Source organism: Alienimonas californiensis, assembly GCF_007743815.1.
Classification (GTDB): Bacteria; Planctomycetota; Planctomycetia; order Planctomycetales; family Planctomycetaceae; genus Alienimonas; species Alienimonas californiensis.
This window is the reverse complement of the sequence record NZ_CP036265.1, coordinates 848,920-865,115: the sequence shown is the minus strand read 5'-3', so window position 1 is coordinate 865,115 and position 16,196 is coordinate 848,920. Positions and strand designations below refer to the sequence as shown.

15 protein-coding genes and 1 tRNA gene are annotated in these 16,196 nt (G+C 69.9%); 8 read left to right on the top strand and 8 right to left on the bottom strand.

What is annotated here, in order from left to right:
* Positions 1-285: 285 nt before the first annotated feature.
* From CA12_RS03390 to CA12_RS03360, 7 genes are all read left to right on the top strand, one after another.
* Positions 286-1,458, top strand: coding sequence for a helix-turn-helix domain-containing protein (locus CA12_RS03390; RefSeq protein WP_145357487.1), 1,173 nt, complete (start codon positions 286-288; stop codon positions 1,456-1,458).
* Between the two features lie 240 nt (positions 1,459-1,698).
* Positions 1,699-1,923: a hypothetical protein gene (locus CA12_RS03385; protein ID WP_145357486.1), complete on the top strand. Its 225-nt coding sequence runs from the start codon at positions 1,699-1,701 to the stop codon at positions 1,921-1,923.
* 8 nt (positions 1,924-1,931) lie between these two features.
* Complete coding sequence (locus CA12_RS03380) at positions 1,932-2,513, top strand: hypothetical protein (RefSeq protein WP_145357485.1); 582 nt, start codon at positions 1,932-1,934, stop codon at positions 2,511-2,513.
* On the top strand, positions 2,513-3,721 hold the full coding sequence (locus CA12_RS03375) for a hypothetical protein (protein ID WP_145357484.1): 1,209 nt from the start codon (positions 2,513-2,515) through the stop codon (positions 3,719-3,721). Before CA12_RS03380 ends, CA12_RS03375 begins: the two co-directional genes overlap by 1 nt.
* A 5-nt stretch (positions 3,722-3,726) precedes the next feature.
* Positions 3,727-4,710, top strand: coding sequence for a DnaB-like helicase C-terminal domain-containing protein (locus CA12_RS03370; RefSeq protein WP_145357483.1), 984 nt, complete (start codon positions 3,727-3,729; stop codon positions 4,708-4,710).
* A gap of 175 nt (positions 4,711-4,885) precedes the next feature.
* Positions 4,886-5,122, top strand: a complete 237-nt coding sequence (locus CA12_RS21790; protein ID WP_165700526.1) for a helix-turn-helix domain-containing protein — start codon at positions 4,886-4,888, stop codon at positions 5,120-5,122.
* 132 nt (positions 5,123-5,254) lie between these two features.
* The gene (locus CA12_RS03360; protein ID WP_145357481.1) at positions 5,255-6,364 is read left to right on the top strand and encodes a tyrosine-type recombinase/integrase; all 1,110 of its coding nucleotides are present in this window, start codon (positions 5,255-5,257) and stop codon (positions 6,362-6,364) included.
* A gap of 98 nt (positions 6,365-6,462) precedes the next feature.
* Here CA12_RS03360 and CA12_RS03355 read toward each other — a convergent pair.
* A tRNA-Leu gene (locus CA12_RS03355) sits at positions 6,463-6,547 on the bottom strand.
* A gap of 112 nt (positions 6,548-6,659) precedes the next feature.
* Complete coding sequence (gene ypfJ / locus CA12_RS03350; RefSeq protein WP_145357480.1) at positions 6,660-7,508, bottom strand: KPN_02809 family neutral zinc metallopeptidase; 849 nt, start codon at positions 7,506-7,508, stop codon at positions 6,660-6,662.
* Between the two features lie 229 nt (positions 7,509-7,737).
* On the opposite strand from ypfJ, the gene CA12_RS03345 reads away from it, so the two are divergent.
* Entirely contained in the window at positions 7,738-8,694 is a 957-nt protein-coding gene (locus tag CA12_RS03345) for an alpha/beta hydrolase (RefSeq protein ID WP_145357479.1), read from the top strand.
* A 74-nt stretch (positions 8,695-8,768) separates the two neighbouring features.
* On the opposite strand, the gene CA12_RS03340 is transcribed toward CA12_RS03345, so the two are convergent.
* The 6 genes from CA12_RS03340 to CA12_RS03315 form a co-directional block, all read right to left on the bottom strand.
* On the bottom strand, positions 8,769-10,862 hold the full coding sequence (locus tag CA12_RS03340) for a catalase (RefSeq protein ID WP_145361280.1): 2,094 nt from the start codon (positions 10,860-10,862) through the stop codon (positions 8,769-8,771).
* Between the two features lie 181 nt (positions 10,863-11,043).
* Entirely contained in the window at positions 11,044-12,207 is a 1,164-nt protein-coding gene (locus tag CA12_RS03335) for a tetratricopeptide repeat protein (RefSeq protein WP_145357478.1), read from the bottom strand.
* Positions 12,208-12,319: 112 nt separating this feature from the next.
* A complete protein-coding gene (locus tag CA12_RS03330) occupies positions 12,320-13,276 on the bottom strand; it encodes an HTTM domain-containing protein (protein WP_145357477.1) in 957 nt (318 codons plus the stop codon).
* The gene (locus CA12_RS03325) at positions 13,273-13,917 is read right to left on the bottom strand and encodes a hypothetical protein (protein WP_145357476.1); all 645 of its coding nucleotides are present in this window, start codon (positions 13,915-13,917) and stop codon (positions 13,273-13,275) included. The genes CA12_RS03330 and CA12_RS03325 overlap by 4 nt, the downstream gene beginning before the upstream one ends.
* Positions 13,918-14,118: 201 nt before the next feature.
* Positions 14,119-14,595, bottom strand: coding sequence for a hypothetical protein (locus tag CA12_RS03320; RefSeq protein WP_145357475.1), 477 nt, complete (start codon positions 14,593-14,595; stop codon positions 14,119-14,121).
* Between the two features lie 383 nt (positions 14,596-14,978).
* A complete protein-coding gene (locus tag CA12_RS03315) occupies positions 14,979-16,175 on the bottom strand; it encodes a TIGR03000 domain-containing protein (RefSeq protein ID WP_145357474.1) in 1,197 nt (398 codons plus the stop codon).
* Positions 16,176-16,196 lie beyond the last annotated feature (21 nt).

The following is a 16,196-nucleotide window of genomic DNA, read 5'->3' as shown; positions in this document are numbered from 1 at the left end:
CTATCCCCCGGAAGAGGGGACGGTCCCCTCTGAGCAGTTGCGTCTGCGAAACCTGCCCGGACGGCCGGGCAGCTCAAAGTCAGCTGGCCTGCGGCCGGGTGTCGCCGGCCGCGCCGGGCTGTCCTGCGTAACCGAAACGAAATCGACGGCCGGGCTACCCGATGCCCCCCGCCGCGACCGCAGAAAGGGAAAAATCGCCGGCGGCAAAGCCCGCGCCGCCGGTGCGAACTCTGCGGAGCATCTCATCGCCCGGACGGCGGCGGGTTCGCTTAGCGGGGTGGTACGGTGAGCCGCGGACCCGCCGACGACCTACTCGGCAGGGGCACACGACGGCTCGCCCTGCAGTTGGAGCTGATCCGCCGCGAGGCCGGGCGGCAGCTCGGTGGCGAACCGCTGCCGGTGTTATATATGCAGGCGGTCCCGCCGTTCCGGCAAGCGTCGGCCGCCCCCTATCCATTGCCCAGTCCCGAGGAAGTCCACCAGATTCTGACCACCGGGATATTCGACGGCCGGCCGGCGACTGCGTGGCTGAACCCGGCCGAGGACCCGGGGGACGGGCCACTCGGGGATTCCTTGGGGCCGCAGGGACACATTTCGACCGTCAGTCGCGCTCTGGCCGGGTGGGGCACTGGCGAATCGAGTGACTGGAGCTTCGACTTCTCCGCGGCGGTCCGGCTGCCGGGGCACCGGGGCGGTGCCAGTGACGCGCTCGCGGAGACGGAATCGAAGGTCCGGGCACACCTCGCTCTGCTCCGCCGGGCGGGGGAACACCTCGCCGCGGCACCGGCCGAGGTGCATCAGCGGCTGTTCCCTGACGGCTCCGACGAAATCCTGGCCGGGGACGGGGGCGGACCCCCGGAGCCGCTCAAACTGTGGCTGCCGGCCGTAGTTCACCTGTCGCTAAACCTCCCGGATGACCACGCATTTAAACAATCGCCGCGCTGGCTCTATCGGCTCAGCAATTTGGACGAATATGAGAAGGACGGACATCACTCAAGGTGGGGCACGGAGGAGTGCTTTTTCGACCCGCTAGATGCAGGGAAGAGTGCCCGGCATGATTTGGCGGACTGGTGGTACTTGGCGTTCGACGATCTCATCCGGATGACCGCGGACGCCTGCTCGGCACTCCAGTCACTCCTGTTCCGCATCGGCAACGAGCGCCGGAACGAGGCCCGCCCGCCCGCCCGAGGGCCGAGCTGGACGCCGTGGTTCGACACCGCGCAGGTCAAGAACATTCTGTCACTGACGGACAGGACGCTGCGTCGCTGGAGAAAAGAGGGGCGGCTCCCTCGGTTCGAGGTCGAGAAGGCCGGCAGCTTCAATAGGTACAGGTTCGACCCGGCGGAACTGGAAGAACACCCGGACTTCAATCGGGCCGCTTTCGACGCGGCGGTTCAGTGGTGCGAGGAGCGGGCCCGCCGTGGGGCGGGGAAGCCGCCCGGGGGCGGGGAGCGTTAAGGCCTGCCGCGTCGGAGCTTGGGCTGGAGGCGCCCGGGGAAGAGTGCGGCCCGCCGTCGGCGGGTCGGGAGCGGCCAACACCGGCCAACGCCGGACATAAGGGCGTTGGGCGGGGGGCGGAGGGGTCTTCGGGGCGGGCGGAACCCGCAAAGTGGGGGCCGACGGCGACCGCGGGCCAACCGCGGCCCGCCCGGTGCCCAACCCCTCACCTCCCCCGTTTAAAGACCGCGAGGTCCGTTCATGCCCGCAGCCACCCGATACCCCAAGCCTCGCGACGACGTGCCGCCGACGGCGATCGAGAGCGACGTGCTCTACCCGCTCGCCGAATTCAGGGCCCGCACTGGGCTCGGCGAGTACGCGATGCGAACCGCCCGCAAGAGCGGCCTGAAGGTCCGCTACGTCGGTAACCGCGGCTTCGTACTCGGCGCCGACTTCATTTGCTTCCTCACCCAACACCAAACCTGAACGTTCCCATGCGCCCCTACGACAACGCCAAGAAGAGCAAACTCTCCGACATCTTCGGAGACCGGCGGGACTTCGCCGCCGACTTCGATGCCGCCGAAGCGGCCCCCGAGTACACGCCGGTCGAGGCCGACGAATACATCGCCGACCTCGTCGACGGCGGGCTCGCCCAGCACCCGCGGACCAAGACGCCGAGCTACAAGACGGTGTTCGAGATCGCGGAGGGCCCGCACAAGGGCCGCCGGCTGTATAAGGATTACTACCTCTCCGGCCCCGCCCTCCCGTACTCGAAGGCCGGGTTGGCGAAGATCTGCGTCAAGACGGCCGCCGAACTGGAAGCCGCCCCCGAAGTGGTCCGCTGCCGGCTGAACGTCTCCCTCCGGGAGAGCGACAGCGGCACGGAGTACAACGAGGTCGACAAGGTGACGGTCCTCGGCCCGGTCGACGCGAGCCTGAACCCGTTCCCGCCGAAGCGCGACGAGGACGAGAGCAAGCGGTCCATCGCCAAGAAGGGCGGGAAGACCAAGAAGCCCGCCTCGGCGGAGGAGAAGAAGGCGAAGGACGACGCCGCGGACGAGAGCGGCGAGTCCTAATGTCGCCTCACGGATTTCACGTCGTCGGTCCCAAATGGGGCCGACGGCGGCCGGTCCGGTTCGAGACCGCGTTCTCCGCCTATATGGCGGCGGACGCGGCTTCGTCCCCGGAGGCGGAGGGCTACCTCTCGGCGTTCGCCTTCGGGGACGAATTCCTCGACCACCTCGCCGAGACTAAATCGACCGCCGGGTTCGACGGCGACGTCGGGGCCGCGTACCTGCCCATCGACATCGATCGTCCCGACCTCGCCGTCGCCGCGTTCGACGCCGGTCGGCTGGCGGCGTACGTCGCCGCCCGGTACGGGCTGGACGACGAGTTGCTGGTCTTCTTCAGCGGGCGGAAAGGCTTTCACGTTTGCGTGCCGGCCGACGTGTTCGACGCCGCGCCTTCTCCCGGACTCCCGGCGACCTTTCGTCGACTGGCGAAGGCGCTCGCCGAGCCGCACGGGGTGGCGATTGATACGAGCATTTACGAGCCGTCACGACTGTTTCGAGCCCCGAACAGCCGGCATCCCGCCACAGACCTGCACAAAGTGCCGTTGGACATCGACACGCTACTCCGCGGCGGTCCCGACCATTTTCGGGCTCTCGCTCGATTCCCTCGCCCGTCCGTCGTTCCGCCTGCTGTGGGACCTCACCCCTTGGCCGTCGCCGACTACTGCGAAGCCGCGTCCGGGCTGCTGCTGCCCGTCTTCGGGAGGCGGCACGCGACCGGCGGCTCCGAGAACGGACGGCTCACCCGCAGCACTGAAGACTTCCTGTCGGAGGGCGCGGCGATCGGCGAGCGCAACAACCGGCTGTATTCCGCCGCGAGGAACTTCGCGGACTTCGATGACCTCGCGTCGCTCGTCCACGGCTTACTCCGCGAGCCGGCGGAGCGGGCGGGCATACGTCCCGGACGGGTTCGAGCCGCAGTTACCGACGCCGTGACTGACGCCGTCGCGGCGAAGAGGGGCGACGTGCCCCTCGCACCGGCGACGGGGGCGTTTTTCCGGCACGAAATCGTCCGCGAGGAACGTGAAGTTCGGCTCGCCGCCGCCGCCGCAGATCTCGCCGGATACATGACCTTAGACGACCTAATCACTGCCGTTCTCACGCCCGCCGCCGTCGCGTGCGGGTTGCCGCCGCAAGAGGTGCGCTCGGTGCTCCGCAGCGCGCTCTCCCGATCGTCCCGCCGCAGTGCGGACGGTCTTAACCCAAAAGAGTAAAAAAGATGTCGCATTATCGATCGTCCGAGTCCGAGTTCGCCCCCCCGCCGGACGCCCGTTACACGGCGGGGGCCGACGCCTTCGCCGCGTGGCGGGAGGAGTTGGACTCCGGCAGTCCGCCCCCGCAGTTCGAACTCGGTCAAGGGTTCGAGGGGGTTAACGTCGGCCCCGGCGTGGTCACCCTCTTCGGGGGCGGCCCGGGGGCCGGCAAGACCGCGTTGGTCTCGCAATTGATGACGGACGCTCTGCGGATCGACCCGAACCTTCGCCTGCTGATCGCCAACGTGGAGATGCCCCCGTCCGCCCTGCTGGACCGCCAGTTGGCCCGCATCAGCGGCGTGGATCTCGGCACCGTGCGGGGCCGCGTCTTCGACGAGCAGCACGGTGAGCGGATCGAGGCGGTCCGGCCCGTTCTCGAGGACGTCGTCAACCGCACGGCGTTCCTGCGCCCGCCGTTCGACTTGGAGAACATCGCCCGCAGCGTGGACGCCGAGGACGCCGGCGTCGTGGTGCTGGACTACCTCCAGCGGATCCGCCCGCCGGGCACCCACGGCGACTCCCGCGGGTCGGTGGCGGCGACGATGGACTACCTGCGGCGGTTCGCCGACGCCGGCATGGCGGTGGTGGCGGTCGCGGCGGTGGCCCGGGCCAAGAACGACCGCGGCAGCAGCTACGACGGGTTGAACCTCGCGAGCTTCCGCGAATCCAGCGAGATCGAGTACGGGGCCGACGACGCCTTCATTCTCGCGGGCAAGCCCGGCAGCCCGGACCGCGTACTCAAGCATTTGAAAAGCCGCAACGGCGAGCCGCGTGACATCCCGCTGCGGTTCGAGGGAGCCTACCAGTCGTTCCGTGCACCGGGCGTCGGCATGCACGCCCCCACGGCGAAGACGGTGGAGCTCGGCGACGTCGACGGTCTCGCGGAGCGGTTCGAGGTGGCGGAGCCGGCCTCGGATGCGGACGAAGGGGGACCGTGCGATGTCGAATAGCTTCGACCTCTCCGGCAGCAATACCCTCCCCCCACTGCCGCCGCCCGGCGAGGCGGGGGGGAGTACGACCTTGTCGGACTCCGCCCCGAGGAAGAAGTCGCCGCCGTCCAAATCGCGATCCTCGCCTCGGACGGCGGCGCGATTCACGGAGTTCAACAACTTCGTGGACGTGACCATGCGACAGCTGTCGCACACGCAGGTGATGATCTGGCTGGTGCTGTTCCGCGACGCCCGCAACGGCGTGGCGCGGGCCTCGCAGAAGTGGATCGCGGAGCGGTGCGGCGTCACCGACCGCACCGTGCGGCGGCAACTGCCCCTGCTGGAGGCCCGCGGGCTGGTTGAGGTGAAGTCGAAGGGCGGGCTGGGCCGCGGGCCCAGCGCGTATATCGTGCGGGCCCTGCCGGCGGACTGATGCGGACGCCGGCGTCCGGTTGCTACCGGACGCTCGGCGACAGTTCCCGCGGACACCCAGGTGTCCGCCATTCCATAAACATGCGGGGCCGCCTCCGGCGGCCCCGCTCACATTTCTTCGGAGGTCTTCGAGATGATCGACAAGCCGATCCGGGTGACGGTGTTCAAGCGGGACGGCCGGACGAACTACGAGGCGCAGTGGACCGACCCGCTGAGCGGCAAGACCAAGATGAAGTCCACCGGCCACCGCGTGAAGCGGGACGCCGAGCGGTGGGCAGGACGATGGGAGAAAGAACTGAACGACGGCGCCGCCGGCGCCGGCCGGGCGACTTGGGCGGATCTGGTCACACGGGCGGAGCGGGACTTCCTGCCGGACAAGCGGGAGAAGACCCGCGACAGCTACCGCACCGCCATCGGCGACGTGCAGCGGCATCTGCGACCCAAGCTGTTGACGGAGATCACCCCGGAGGCGATCGGGCGGCTCAAGGCCGGCCTGCGGGACGGCGGCGTGGCCCCCGCCACCGTGGCCTCGAAGCTGCGGCACGTGAAGGCCTTGCTGCGATGGGCGGAACGCCAGGGGATGATCGACCGGGCGCCGGCGATCGAGATGCCGAAAGTCGAGGCCGCCGCGAAAGGGCGACCGATCACCGACGCGGAGTTCGCCAAGGTGCTCGCCGCCGTCCCCGACGTGGTCGGGGAGAGCAGGGCGGCGTCCTGGCGGCACCTGCTCCGCGGCCTGTGGCTCAGCGGGCTGCGGATGGGCGAGGCGACGGCTTTGACGTGGGACGACCTCGACGGGCCGCACGTGCGACTGGGCGGGCCGTTCCCGGCGTTCCTGATCCCGGGGCGGATGCAGAAGGGCGGGAAGGACACCGTTACGCCGATCGTCCCGGACTTCCTCGCGTTCCTACAGGGGACGCCGGAAGCGGACCGCCGGGGCTTCGTATTTAATCCAGCGCCGGTGCAGGGCACGGACCGGCTGTCCGCGGACTGGACCAGCCGCACGGTGGCGGCGATCGGAACCGCCAGCGGGGTGAAGGTGAAGGGCGACGAACCGGCCCGGGCCCACGACCTGCGGCGGAGCTTCTGCTTCCGCTGGTCGCAGCGCGTCCTCCCCCAGCAACTCCGCGTGCTGGCCCGACACACGGCGGTCCAGACGACGCTGACCTATTACGCCGAGGCCGACGCCGGGATGACCGCGGAGGCCGTTGCGGCCGCGGTGCGCGGGCTGGGGGCGGGCTGACCGCGGTCCGCGGCTTCGGGGGCGAAACCTACTGACATTTCCACTGACACCCCGATTTTCCCTCTCCGCCGTCAACCCCTCTCGCACTACGAAAACAGTGGCCGGGACGGGATTCGAACCCGTACGGACCTTCCGGTCCGGCGGATTTTAAGTCCGCTGCGTCTGCCGTTCCGCCACCCGGCCGGGTGGGGCGTTGCGTTGGCACGCGTCGCTCCGACGTCGCCGACAGTCTCCGGCGGCGGGCGGTTCGCTGCAAGCCGCGGGAGTCGGCTGGCGGGCCCGCGGGCGCCGGGGGTTACAGGCGTTCGTAGGGGAGTTCGAACGGCTCGTCGATCAGGCTCAGGTCGCCCGTTTCAAAGCCCCGCCGGAACCACCGCACCCGCTGGGCGCTGGTGCCGTGGGTGAAGCTCTCCGGGTTCACCGTGCCGGTCGCCTGTTTCTGGAGCGCGTCGTCGCCGATTTTGCTGGCGGCGTTCAGAGCCTCCTCCACGTCGCCCGGCTCCAGGAAATCTTCCTCCTGGCGGGCGTGATAGGCCCACACGCCCGCTAAAAAGTCGGCCTGCAGTTCCAGCCGGACGCTCATTTCGTTCTCCTGAGGGCCGCCGCGGGAGCGGTTCACCCGCTCGCTGTAACCCAGCAGATTTTGTACGTGGTGGCCGACTTCATGGGCAATGACGTACGCGGCGGCGAAGTCGCCAGGGGCGTTGAGTTGGTCTCGCAGCTGCTCGAAGAACGAGGGCGATAAATAGACTTTGCGATCGGCGGGGCAGTAGAACGGGCCGATGCCGGCGCCGGCGACGCCGCAGCCGGTCCGGACCTGCTGGCCGGCGGAGAACAGCGTCAGCGTGGGGGCTTGATAGGGCCGATCGGCATGCTGCTTGAACTCGCCGTCCCAGGCGTCCTCGGTACTGGCGAGCACGACCTCCACGAAGTTCTTCGTCTCGTCGTCCTCCCCCGCCGGTCGGGCCGCCCCGCCGCCTTGCGGGGCGTTTTGGGCGAGTTGCTGCGGGTTGCCCCCCAACAGCAGATAGAGGCCGATAATCAGCAGCGTCCCGATCCCGCCGCCGCCCAGGGCGATCCCCTTGCCGGGCATGCCGCGGCGGTCCTCCACGTTCGTGCTTTCGCGGCGACCTTTCCAACGCATGGGGGTTCTTTGCAGATCGAGAGCGGGACGAAGGCGTACCGTAGCCGTCCGGATTGGCGGCGTCCCCGGGGTGATCCCGGTGATTTCCCCCGCCGCGGGCCGGGGCTGTCCGCCGCCGGGGGGCGGGGAGCGCGGCGTGTCCGGCGGCGGAGGCGGGGGCGGTGGCGGGGGGAACGCAGCGGGCGGTACGCTTGGGCGGCTCGCCCCACGTCCCTTTCCTTGGCCGAAGATGCTTGCCGCTCCACTGTCCGCCGTTCTGGCACTCGCCCTGCTGCCCGCCGCCGGGCCGACTCCCGCTCCTCATCAGGAGGCCGGCGCCGTTCCCGAGGGGAAGGTGACGGACGGCGTGTTCGCCGACTCCGCGATCTACCCCGGCACGCTGCGGCGCTACAGCGTGTACGTCCCGGCTCAATACGACCCGAAGACGCCCGCCGCGTTGATGGTGTTTCAGGACGGGCATAATTTCGTCACGAAGAGCGGCCCGTTTAACGTGCCGGGGACGTTCGACCGACTGATCGCCGCCGGCGAGATGCCGCCGACGATCGCGGTGATGGTCGACCCCGGCTACTCCGCCTCCCAGGTCCAGAAGGAACTGGGCGGGAAGGCGCCGGAGGGCCGCGGCTGGGAGGTGAAGATCGACGGCAAGACCCTGCGGCCCGGCAACCGCAGCATTGAATACGACACCGTCACCGACGACTACGTCCGCTACCTCAACGAGGAACTGCTGCCGGTCGCGCTGAAGGGGCTGAAGGTCTCGCAGGACCCGGAACTGCGGGCGATCTGCGGGAACAGCTCCGGCGGGATCTGCGCCTTCACCGCGGCCTGGTTCACCGCCGGGGAGCAGGGCGGATTTAATAAAGTGATTTCGCACATCGGCTCCTTCACCGGCATCCGCGGCGGGCGGGGGACCGGCGTGCCGGGCGGGCACGAGTTCCCGGTGATGATCCGCAAGACCGACCCGAAGCCGATCCGCGTGGCGCTGCAGGACGGCTCCAACGACCTGTCCAACGATCACGGCGACTGGTGGCTGGCGAACCAGCAGATGGCCAGCGCCCTCAAATATAAAGAGTACGACTACGAAACCTGGTGGGGCGAGGGCGGCCACAGCAGCCAGGACGCCGCCCCCGGCTTCGAGGAGCGGCTCCAGTGGCTCTGGCGGGACTGGAAAGACGCCGCCGGGAAATAGGACCGGCGAACAATCGATCCCGCGCAGAAAAACGTCCCGGGCGCCTCAGGCGCCCGGGACGTTCGTCGTCAGCTTCAGGCTTTGCGGTCCCAGAACCGCAGGGCGCGGCACTGTTTGACGAACGCGTCGGCGTCGCCGGCCGCTTTCATTTCGATGCAGCCGGCGTCGAGGTCGTCCGGGACGACGCCGGCCTTGCCCAGCAGCGGCACGGCGGCCTTGGTATAGGCGATGAACTTCTTGTGGGCGAAGGCGTCCGCGACGAAGTCCCGGGCCGGCGGCATCGTCTTCAACTCGACGGCCCCGTCCATCGAGGGCAGCAGGGCGACGGCGTCGTAGAGGACCGAGGGGCCGCCGTCGATCTTCTCGTCGGCGTCGTGATGTTTGCCGGCGGAGTCCGTCACGCCGCCGATGTGCGGGGCGATCAGGTCCAGCATCGCCCCCTCGGCCTTGCAGGCCTTCATCAGGCCGGCCAGCAGGTCGGCGTCCACGCCGTCGGTCACCAAGGCCCCGACCTTGCGGCCCTTAAAGGAGTTCGGGCCGTTCTTGAGGATGCTCAGCGCGTCGGACGGCTTGAGATCCATCCGCGTCGGACGGGCGGCGTCGGCGGGGGCGGGCATCTCTTCCAATCGCAACTGCTTCGCCACGGTTTTGGCGAGAGTCTCATCGACGTTCATCAGGTGCGAGACCATCCGCTTGCGGATCGTCGGGGTCTCCACCTTGCTCAGTTCAAAGGTGAAGGCGTCGGCGATGTGCGTCTGCTCCTCGGGCGTCTGGCTGATATAGAACTGCCGGGCCTGGCTGTAGTGGTCGGCGAAGGTTTCGCTGCGGACGCGTACCTTGGCGCCGCTCTCCTTGACCGGGACGGATTGATAACCCTCCTTCGGATTTTCCTTCGGATTGTGGTCGGGGCCCCAGCTGTTCGGCTCGTAATTGACCCGGCCGACGGGGTTGTGCATCGCCATGTGCCCGTCCTGCTGGAAGTTGTGGAAGGGACACTTCGGGGCGTTCACCGGGATGTGGGTGAAGTTCGGCCCGCCCAGGCGCTTGGTCTGGGTGTCGAGGTAGCTGAAGTTCCGGCCCTGCAGCAGCGGGTCGTTCGTGAAGTCGATGCCCGGCACGACATTCTGCGTGCAGAAGGCGACCTGCTCCGTCTCCGCGAAAAAGTTATCGACCCGCTCGTTGAGCACCAGTTTGCCCACCCGCTGCACGGGGACGAGTTCCTCCGGGACGATCTTCGTCGCGTCCAGCACGTCGAAGCCGTATTCCTCGATCCAGCGGTCGGCGTCGGCGTCGGTGAAGGTTTGCAGGCCCAGTTCCCACTCCGGGTAGTCGCCCTGCTCGATGGCGGCCCACAGGTCGCGGCGGTGGAAGTCCGGGTCGGCACCGTTCAGCTTCACGGCCTCGTTCCAGACGACCGATTGCAGGCCCTGCTTCGGCTTCCAATGGAACTTGACCAAGGTGGATTCCCCGGCGGCGTTCACCAGCCGGAAGGTGTGCACGCCGAACCCTTCCATAAACCGGAACGACCGCGGGATCGCACGGTCGGACATGATCCACAGGGCCATGTGGGTCGCCTCCGGCATCAGGGACATAAAGTCCCAGAAGTTGTCGTGGGCCGTTTGAGCCTGCGGGAAGGCCCGGTCCGGCTCCGGCTTGGCGGCGTGGATCAGGTCCGGGAACTTGACCGCGTCCTGGATGAAGAACACGGGGATGTTGTTCCCCACCAGGTCCCAGTTGCCGGCCCGGGTATAGAACTTCACCGCGAAGCCCCGCACGTCCCGGGCGACGTCGGCGCTGCCCTTATTGCCCGCGACGGTGGAGAACCGCACGAACACCGGCGTCTTCAGCCCCTTCTCGCTGAAGGGGTCGGCGGCGGTGAGGTCCTTCAGCGGTTCGTAGTTCTCGAAATAACCCCGGGCCCCGTAGCCGCGGGCGTGCACCACGCGCTCGGGAATGCGTTCGTGGTCGAAGTGGAAGATCTTCTCGCGGAGGGCGAAGTCCTCCAGCGTCACCGGTCCGCGGGGGCCGACCTTCAGCGAGTTCTGATCGTCCGCCACCGCGACGCCCTGGGCGGTGGTCAGCGTTTCGTGACCTTTGCCCGCCATCTGATGCGTTTCGCCGCCGGGGGCGGAGGGGACGGTGTCCTCCGCGAAGGTGCGGTCCGTCATCGGGGGACGGGCGGGGGTGGAACCGGGCTTCGGGTTCACGGCCATGGGGAGCGATCGGGCGAGCGGCTAAGGGCGAACGGGAGCCCGATCGTAGGCGTCGCCCCCCCGACCCGAGCGGCGGAGAAACCGCCGCTGCCGCCCCGGGATCTCCCCGGTGCGACCTGCCGAAGCTGCGGAATCGTCACTCCTCGGCGGGAACCGGCACCGGCTCGGGGGCGGGCGCCGGGGTCGCTTCGACCGTCGGCGGAGCGTCCGCCGGGATCAGGAACCGCACCGGCCGCGGGCCGCGCCGCAACGCCTCGCCGGCCCGGTGCAGCGTGACGCGGGCGCCCTCGGAGGTGTCCTCCTCCGGCACCGCGATCCAGGCCTCCGGGGCGGCCTCCAGCCGGCCGAGTTGTTCGAGGGAGAGCACGAACGCCCCGCCCGCGGCCGGTTCGGCCAGCAGCACGGGGACGGGCGCGCCGTCCTCCCGGTTCATCAGCAGGTCGAAGCCTTCCGGGGCCGGTCGGCCGGCGGGGGCGAAGCCGCGTTTCTCCAGGGCGTCCACGGCGGCGGAGACGAACTGGGCGGCAATCGCCTCGGCGCTGGAGGCCAGGCGGGGGTCGCGGCCGACGGCCTCCGCCCACGCCTGCGCCGATTCCCGCGGCTGGCCGACCCGCCGCAGCGCCGTCGCCAACTCCCGCCAGGCGACGGCGAAGGAGGCGGGATCGTCCGTCTGCACCGCGGCGGCCCGGCGGGTCGCTTCGGTCAGGGCCTCGACCGCGGCGGCGTTCTCCCCCTGCGCCAGCAGGATCGTGCCCTTGCGGTAAGCCGGCCCGAAGGTCCCCGCGGCCAGCCGCTCCCAGGCGGCCGCGTCTTTTAGGGCGCCTTCAAAATCGCCCGCTTCCTGCCGGGCCAGCGCCCGGTTGGCCAGCGCCAGTTCGTCCCCCGGATCGGCGGCGAGGGCGGCATCCCAGTCTTCCAGCGCCTCCTCCAGGCGCCCCCCGCTGGCCCGCACCGCGGCCCGGTTGTTCCAGGCCCGGGAGAGCGTGCCGTCCAGCGCCAGCGCCGCGGTGTAGTCCGCCTCCGCGTCTTCCGGGCGGTCCCGCTGCTCCCGGGTGATGCCGCGTTCCAAGAGGGCCTCGGCCCGCAGGGCGTCGTCGTCCGTCGTCGCCCCGGACGCCGCCTCCGGAATCGCGGCGAGAGCCTGGGTGAGGGCCTCCTCGGCCCCGGCGAGGTCGTCCCGCTCCCGCAGCACGCGGGCGCGTTCCACCAGCGCCGCGGGCGTGGTGGGGGCACTCGCCTCGTTCGCCCCGCAGCCGATCAGGGCGAGCGAGCACAGGGCCGTGAGGAAGGGGACGCGCATCGGAATCAATCAGTGAATAGGGACGCGATCTGTACGCTCACGGACCGACGATCGCTTGCGGTTTCGCGGGGGCTGAAGAGTCTCCGTCGCCCGCGAAACCGCAAGCGACGCGTCAGGACTGGGGAGTAGGCCGGGAGAGACGGGGGCGAAAGGTCTCCGGCGGGACGAAGGCGACGTAGGCGAAGGTCATCACCAGACCGAACGTCCACATTCCCAGAAACGCCCCGATCCCCAGGTGCATCCCCGTGCCGATCGCCAGCACGTAGGGCCGCAGCCGCGGCCGCCAGACCAGCGCCCAGAACGTGAGCTCCCACACGACCGTCACATGGGTGATGAGGTGCCCCACCGGCTCCGCGGCCGCCAGCCAGGTGAGGTCCGCGGTTTGATATTCGAGGTTGGAGATCGCCTTCCAGATCGCCGTGCCGTCCCACCAGGCCTCCCCCTTCAGTTTCGCCAGCCCGGCGAAGGTATAGAGCACACAGAGGTGCACCTGAATCAGCCGCGTCGCCACGGTGGTGCGGGGTGACACTTCATTGCGGGACGAACCGCCCCCCCGGCGCTTCCGCAGCAGGGCGTCGACGGAATACGCCGCCCCGCAGGGCGCCAGCGCCAGATACAGGGTGAGGAAGGTTTCAATTTGATCCAGCCCGAAGGTCGCCATCGGCGCCCGCTGGGCGTAGGAGGCGACGATGACGAACGCCAGCCACTTCGTCACGATCGTGCCCAGCCCGACCGTATACAGCGCCAGCGCGCCCAGGCAGAGCAGGTGCGCCGGCCACGCCCAGGCGTCCGGCACGAAGAACCAGAAGGACATCGTCCCCGGGACGTTCACCATCTCCAACGGCTGAAAGCCGCCGTTCGTGAAGAACGCGTCGAACTCGAGGCCCCAGATCGCCGTGCTATACAGCGCCATCCCGCCCGCAAGCATGCGGACCACGCCCAGCGTGTACGGCGCCGACGGGGCGAACCAGAACCGGTGATAGGCCGCGGCGAGATCCGCGGCGTCCGTCGCCAGTCGCCGCGGCAGGTTCAGCACGAACGCGGCGACGGCGTGAATATAACCCCTCACGGCTCCACCTCCGTCGGCGTGAGCGGGCGGGCGTCGAACCGGCCCAGCGGACGCTCCGAATAGGTCGCCGGGTCGTCCAGGCCGAACCCGGCCCGCACTTCGCGGATCTCCGGCAGGCGATGGGTGACGACGGTGAGGCTCAACTCCTCCGCTCCCGTTTCGAGGCCCAGCCCCCGGGCCAGCGCCGCCTGGTAGTCCGGGCTTCGCCCGACCGGGCCGGCGAGGCGTTCCGTCAGCATGAAATGCCGGTGATACAGCAGGCGGGGGAAGTGTCCGTCGACGTCCGGGATCACGCCCGCCACGCGGCTGCCGTCGGGCCGGGTTCCCTCATATTTGAGCAGCGTGCTCGGTCCGGGCTCGGGGGCGAAATAGTGATAGCCGTGCTCCAGGTACAGGGCCCTCAGATACCGTTGCGAGCCCGCGAGGATCGTGCGCTGCACCTCGGAGGAGGGCGGCATCATCGCCGCCGGGCCGATCGCCAGGCTGATCAGGTGATACGCCAGCGCCAGATGAGCCGCCGCCCACAGGCACCGCGTCCACCACCGCGGCCGCGGCGCCGGGGGTTCGGCGGGCGCGTCCACGACGGGCTCGGCGACGGGCTCGGCGACGGAATCGACGGCGGGGACGTAAGGCTCGGGCACGGGACCAGCGTGGGGCGAGTCGCGGCCGATGGCGAGCGGAGCGGGCCGAAACCGCCGCGGGACCGGGGGGACCGCGCCGATTTGGGCGCGGATAACGAAACGACCGGCCGGCCCCGCACGTGCGGAACCGACCGGTGGATCATGAAACGGTCCGGGCCGCGGCGCCAACGCCGCAGGCCCGTGTCGTCGACTGGGTTCGGCTCAGTAGGAGCCGTAGCTGCCGTAGCCGCCGCCGTTGGAGCCGTGATGCTTCTTGAACAGGCCGCCGCTGAACAGGCCGCCGCCGTTGGAGCCGTGGTGCTTCTTGAACAGGCCGCCGCTGAACAGGCCGCCGCCGCCGGAGGAGCCGTGCGACTTGAAGTGGTCGAACAGCCCGCCGCCGTTGGAGCCATTGGACTTGTGGTGATCGAACAGGCCGCCGCCGTTGGAGCCGCCGTGATCGAACAGGCCGCCGCCGTTGGAGCCGCCGTGATCGAACAGGCCGCCGCCGTTGGAGCCGCCGTGCTTCTTGAACAGGCCGCCGCTGAACAGGCCGCCGCCGTTGGAGCCGCCGTGATCGAACAGACCGCCGCCGTTGGAGCCGCCGTTGGAGCCGTGCCCGAACAGGCCGGCGTTCGCCGGGATGGCCAGGGCGAACGCCGCAGCGATAGTGAGAACTCCGAATGCCCGTTTCAACATAGGAACCTTCTCCGGCAGGGGGGTGAGTCAGGGGGGAGGGCCGAAACCGTCGCACGCCGAACAGGCGTCGACCAGTTGCGGCGCCTGCGCCGCCAGGGTCGGCTGGGTAAGCTGTAAGGGTGACGGAGACCGGGGGGTGCTGCAAGCCTCTGGGGATTAATGTGGCGGCGGAGGCAAGGCCAGTTCCGAAAATTCTGTTTCTCACTGACAAGCGGTTTGAGACCAGTCCCGGGCGAACGGCCCCCGTTCGATCCGGTCTCGGAGGGCGAAGTCGTCTCGGAGCGACCGGGTCCAAGCAAAAAAGCCGGCCGGCTCCGTGGGACGGAGCCGGCCGGCGTCGGCGTTCTCAATGTCTCTCCGGCGCCCTGTCGCGCCGGGGGCCGTTACCGCAGGGCGACGCGGTCGTCGGCCACGGCCGGTTCCCCGGCGGCGGGCTCGGCGGACTCCGGGGCGTTCAGATCGCTCGGGCTGTCCGTGGCGGTCTTGAGCGGCGGGGCGCCGGCCTGGCCGGGGGACTGGACGAGGGTCAGCACGCCGTCGACGACGGTCGCGGTCAGTTCGACCCGCACGCCGGCCCGCACCACCTGCACGGCTTCGACGCTCAGCGGGGCGGCGGAGCCTTCGACCGGCAGGGTGACGGTGATCGGGTAGGCGTACGCCTGGCCGGCTTCGAGGTCCGGGCTCTCGAACATCCGCACCGGGCCTTCGCCGCCCATCGGCTGGTCGACCAGCGTGACGGTCGCCGCGTCCGGCAGGTTCATCACGATCTGGGCGCGGGTTTCGTTCCGCTGCACGACCTTCGCGGCGGTGCGGAGGTTGCCGGCGGCCCGCTCGTTCGCGGCGAGTTCCACGCCCGGGGCGATCGGACCGGCCACGCCGGCCGGCAGGGCGCCGGGCACGAACGGGGAGGCGACGGCCGGCGAGGCGACCGGGGCGGCGGCGCCGAACAGACCGTGGCTGCCGTAGCCGTATCCGCCGCCGTAGGACCCGCCGTATCCGCCGCCGTAGTAGGTGCCGTAGCCGCCGCCGTAGGAGCCGAACGACCCGCCGTAGTAGGAGCCGTAGCTGCCGCCGTAGGACGGCCCGTCGACGGCCCCGTACCCGCTGTAGTAGCCGGAGGAGCCGAGGCCGCCGCCGTAATAGGCGCCGGAGCCGTAGCCGTAGCCGCCGGAGGAGCCGAACCCGCCGGAGGAACCGCCGCCGTAGTAGGTGGCGTAGCCGCCGGAGGACCCGCCGGAGCTCCCGTAGGAGCCGTACCCGCCGGAGGAGCCGCCGCCGCTGCGGTGGTGGCCGAACAGGCCGCTGAGCAGCCCGCCGCCGCCGAACAGCCCGCCGCCACCGGAGGAGGAGCCGCCGCTGGACCCGCCGTAGTAGCTCGTGGCGCCGTAGTAGCCGCCGCTGGAGCCGCCGCTCGATCCGCCGTAGTAGCTCCCGCCGCTCGATCCGCCGTAGGAACCGCCGCCGCTGGACCCGCCGTAGTAGCTCCCGCCGGAGGAGCCGTACGAGCCGTAGCCGCCGGAACTGCCCTGGCCGTGGCCGCCGAACAGACCGAACAGCCCGGCGTCAGCCGGGACGGCCACGGCGAACACCGCGGCCGCCGC

What these genes read in the sequence shown, in the direction of transcription:
- CA12_RS03385 (WP_145357486.1), top strand. Translation starts at nt 1,699, where the DNA reads ATGCCCGCAGCCACCCGATACCCCAAGCCTCGCGACGACGTGCCGCCG.
- CA12_RS03380 (WP_145357485.1), top strand. Translation starts at nt 1,932, where the DNA reads ATGCGCCCCTACGACAACGCCAAGAAGAGCAAACTCTCCGACATCTTC.
- CA12_RS03375 (WP_145357484.1), top strand. Translation starts at nt 2,513, where the DNA reads ATGTCGCCTCACGGATTTCACGTCGTCGGTCCCAAATGGGGCCGACGG.
- CA12_RS03370 (WP_145357483.1), top strand. Translation starts at nt 3,727, where the DNA reads ATGTCGCATTATCGATCGTCCGAGTCCGAGTTCGCCCCCCCGCCGGAC.
- CA12_RS21790 (WP_165700526.1), top strand. Translation starts at nt 4,886, where the DNA reads ATGCGACAGCTGTCGCACACGCAGGTGATGATCTGGCTGGTGCTGTTC.
- CA12_RS03360 (WP_145357481.1), top strand. Translation starts at nt 5,255, where the DNA reads ATGATCGACAAGCCGATCCGGGTGACGGTGTTCAAGCGGGACGGCCGG.
- ypfJ (WP_145357480.1), bottom strand. Translation starts at nt 7,508, where the DNA reads ATGCGTTGGAAAGGTCGCCGCGAAAGCACGAACGTGGAGGACCGCCGC.
- CA12_RS03345 (WP_145357479.1), top strand. Translation starts at nt 7,738, where the DNA reads ATGCTTGCCGCTCCACTGTCCGCCGTTCTGGCACTCGCCCTGCTGCCC.
- CA12_RS03340 (WP_145361280.1), bottom strand. Translation starts at nt 10,862, where the DNA reads ATGACGGACCGCACCTTCGCGGAGGACACCGTCCCCTCCGCCCCCGGC.
- CA12_RS03335 (WP_145357478.1), bottom strand. Translation starts at nt 12,207, where the DNA reads ATGCGCGTCCCCTTCCTCACGGCCCTGTGCTCGCTCGCCCTGATCGGC.
- CA12_RS03320 (WP_145357475.1), bottom strand. Translation starts at nt 14,595, where the DNA reads ATGTTGAAACGGGCATTCGGAGTTCTCACTATCGCTGCGGCGTTCGCC.